General features: G+C 34.2%; 7 protein-coding genes and 1 pseudogene. All 8 read left to right on the top strand.

Going from position 1 to position 2,966, the window contains the following annotated elements:
* The coding region (locus KQ486_RS14460) for a phage head-tail connector protein (protein ID WP_246569352.1) at positions 1-166 on the top strand (166 nt) is incomplete at its 5' end.
* Complete coding sequence (locus KQ486_RS13605; RefSeq protein ID WP_001268314.1) at positions 163-465, top strand: hypothetical protein; 303 nt, start codon at positions 163-165, stop codon at positions 463-465. The genes KQ486_RS14460 and KQ486_RS13605, both read left to right, overlap by 4 nt.
* Complete coding sequence (locus KQ486_RS13610; protein WP_001017815.1) at positions 465-812, top strand: HK97-gp10 family putative phage morphogenesis protein; 348 nt, start codon at positions 465-467, stop codon at positions 810-812. Before KQ486_RS13605 ends, KQ486_RS13610 begins: the two co-directional genes overlap by 1 nt.
* A gap of 11 nt (positions 813-823) precedes the next feature.
* Positions 824-1,207 (top strand): hypothetical protein, encoded by a 384-nt coding sequence (locus KQ486_RS13615; protein WP_000188650.1) that lies wholly within the window; start codon positions 824-826, stop codon positions 1,205-1,207.
* A gap of 18 nt (positions 1,208-1,225) precedes the next feature.
* Positions 1,226-1,807 (top strand): phage major tail protein, TP901-1 family, encoded by a 582-nt coding sequence (locus KQ486_RS13620; RefSeq protein WP_000002578.1) that lies wholly within the window; start codon positions 1,226-1,228, stop codon positions 1,805-1,807.
* Positions 1,808-1,869: 62 nt separating this feature from the next.
* Positions 1,870-2,235, top strand: coding sequence for a tail assembly chaperone (locus tag KQ486_RS13625; protein ID WP_001100161.1), 366 nt, complete (start codon positions 1,870-1,872; stop codon positions 2,233-2,235).
* A gap of 29 nt (positions 2,236-2,264) precedes the next feature.
* On the top strand, positions 2,265-2,609 hold the full coding sequence (locus tag KQ486_RS13630) for a hypothetical protein (protein ID WP_000105584.1): 345 nt from the start codon (positions 2,265-2,267) through the stop codon (positions 2,607-2,609).
* A 16-nt stretch (positions 2,610-2,625) separates the two neighbouring features.
* A pseudogene (locus KQ486_RS14465) lies at positions 2,626-2,966 on the top strand (hypothetical protein); the annotation flags it as partial.

Below are 2,966 nucleotides of genomic sequence, written 5' to 3' on the forward strand. Positions count from 1 at the left end.
AGTTAAACGCTACAACAGGATTGGTGCTGAAGGTATGACATCAGAAGCGGTTGACGGACGTAGCAATGCGTATGAATTGAACGATTTCAAGGAGTATGAAGCTATTATTGATAATTACTTTAATGCTAGAACGAGAACTAAAAAAGGAAGGGCTGTGTTCTTTTGAGATATGAAGATAGAGTTGTTTTTCAATTAGAACAAGTAGCAACTTACAATCCTAAAACTAGCAAAAAAGAAAACGCACTAATCACTTATGATGCGATACCATGCAATATTAACCCCATTTCTAGAGCAAGAAAGCAACTTGAATTTGGTGATGTAAAAAACGATGTAAGTGTTCTGAGGATAAAAGAATCAATATCTCACCCTGTTAGCCACGTGTTGGTTAATGGCATTCGCTACAAGATAGTTGATACAAGGATATACAGACACGAAACGTCATATTATATCGAAGAGGTCAATTGATGAATATAGATGGATTAGACGCACTGTTAAACCAATTTCATGATATGAAAACCAACATTGATGATGATGTAGATGATATTTTACAGGAAAACGCCAAAGAATATGTAGTACGAGCTAAATTGAAAGCTAGAGAAGTAATGAATAAGGGTTATTGGACTGGTAATTTATCACGCAATATCAGATATAAAAAAACTGGCGATTTGCAATACACTATCACATCGCATGCAGCTTATAGTGGTTTCTTAGAGTTTGGTACTCGATACATGGAGGCAGAACCTTTTATGTGGCCAGTATATGAGGTAATAAGAAAATCAACTGTAGAAGAATTGAAAGCGTTGTTTGAATAGGAGATAAAAGCATGACACCGAACTTACAACTTTATAATAAAGCGTATGAAACGCTACAAGGATATGGATTCCCTGTTATTTCTCGTAAAGAGATGCAACAAGAGATTCCGTATCCTTTTTTTGTAATAAAAATGCCGGAGTCAAATAGAAGTAAGTACACGTTTGATAGTTATTCTGGCGATACGAATTTAGTTATTGATATTTGGAGTGTAAGCGATGATTTAGGACATCATGACGGACTTGTTAAAAGGTGTATCGATGATTTAACACCTAGCGTTAAAACAAACGATTATGACTTTGAAGAAGATGATACTAACATCGCACAGTTAGTCGATGATACTACTAATCAAGAATTGCTACACACATCAGTAACGATATCTTACAAAACATTTTAAAAAACGGAGGAATATTGAATGGCAAATATGAAAAATAGTAATGATCGTATTATTTTATTTAGAAAAGCTGGCGAAAAAGTAGATGCTACTAAAATGCTTTTTTTAACTGAATACGGCTTATCACATGAAGCTGATACAGATACAGAGGATACAATGGACGGTTCTTATAACACTGGTGGTTCTGTTGAGTCAACAATGTCTGGTACTGCTAAAATGTTTTATGGTGACGATTTTGCAGATGAAATTGAAGATGCAGTTGTAGATCGCGTATTGTATGAAGCTTGGGAAGTTGAAAGTAGAATACCAGGCAAAAATGGAGATGCTACTAAATTTAAAGCGAAATATTTCCAAGGTTTCCACAATAAATTTGAATTAAAAGCAGAAGCTAACGGTATTGATGAATATGAATATGAATATGGAGTGAATGGTCGTTTCCAACGTGGATTTGCAACATTGCCTGAGGCTGTAACAAAGAAACTTAAGGCGACTGGATACAGATTCCATGACACTACAAAAGCAGATGCGTTAACTAGCGAAGATTTAACCGCAATTCCACAACCTAAAGTAGATTCATCATCGGTTACACCAGGAGAGGTATAAAAATAGGGCTTAACGCCCTTTTTATTTTTGTTTAAATTAATCATGAATGGAGATTTTAAATTATGAATGTAGAAATTAATGGAAAGTCATTAGAGTTAAGTTTTGGTTTTAAATTTTTAAGAGAAATCGATAACCGATTAGGTTTAAAAGTTGAACAAGCTTCTATCGGTCAAGGTGTATCAATGTTGCCTGTAGGTTTAGAAAGTGGAAATCCTGTTGTGATTGGCGAAGTTTTAATTGCAGCTACATCTCACTTAAAAAAACAAGCAATTACTATTAATAACATTGATGAAGCGCTAGATGAAATCGCAGAAAATATCGGACTAGAAGAATTCGGTTCAGATATTTTAACGGAGTTGGGAAAGCGACCTATGACCCGAAACCTAGTAGAAGTAGTGGAAGCGGAAGAGAAACCAGCGGAAGCGTAATAACTTACGACAGAATCGTTATCACTTGTATGTCAACACTTGGTATTACAGATTTAAATGTTATTGAGCAAATGACATTAACAGAATATAACTATCGAATGTATGCGAAAGAGTATGAAATGCTAACCCAAGAATTCGAACGTTACAAACTTGCGTTTGCTATTCGTGATGCTGCAGCTACTAAAAATGTTGGGACAGAAAATAAACCTAAAGAGGAATATGTTTTTAACAACGCAAACGACGTATTGCCTTATGAAGAAAATATCCAACGGCTTAACGAAGGTAAAGATATAAGATTTAGTAGCGAACGTGATGAATACGAACCACAAAATAATGAATTCTTTAAAGTTATAGCAGAATTTAACAAGCAATAGAAAGAGAGGTGTTAATGTGACGGAATATAAAATTAAAGCGACTATTGAAGCTAGTGTAGCCAAATTCAAAAGGCAAATCGATAGTGCGGTTAAGTCTGTGCAAAGATTTAAACGAGTAGCAGATCAAACTAAAGATGTCGAATTAAATGCTGATGATAAAAAATTACAAAAAACTATCAAAGTTGCTAAAAAGTCTTTAGATGCCTTTAGTAACAAAAAAGTAAAAGCTAAATTAGATGCTAGTATACAAGACTTGCAACAAAAGGTACTAGAATCGAATTTTGAACTAGACAAACTAAACTCTAAAGAAGTTACTCCAGAGATTAAATTACAAAAACAAAAATTGACTAAAGATAT

Source organism: Allobacillus halotolerans, assembly GCF_018967645.1.
GTDB classification, from domain to species: Bacteria; Bacillota; Bacilli; order Bacillales; family Alkalibacillaceae; genus Allobacillus; species Allobacillus halotolerans.

Excerpts from the sequence above, each read along its gene's own strand:
- KQ486_RS13630 (WP_000105584.1), top strand. The coding sequence starts at position 2,265 with ATGTCAACACTTGGTATTACAGATTTAAATGTTATTGAGCAAATGACA.
- KQ486_RS13620 (WP_000002578.1), top strand. The coding sequence starts at position 1,226 with ATGGCAAATATGAAAAATAGTAATGATCGTATTATTTTATTTAGAAAA.
- KQ486_RS13615 (WP_000188650.1), top strand. The coding sequence starts at position 824 with ATGACACCGAACTTACAACTTTATAATAAAGCGTATGAAACGCTACAA.
- KQ486_RS13610 (WP_001017815.1), top strand. The coding sequence starts at position 465 with ATGAATATAGATGGATTAGACGCACTGTTAAACCAATTTCATGATATG.
- KQ486_RS13625 (WP_001100161.1), top strand. The coding sequence starts at position 1,870 with ATGAATGTAGAAATTAATGGAAAGTCATTAGAGTTAAGTTTTGGTTTT.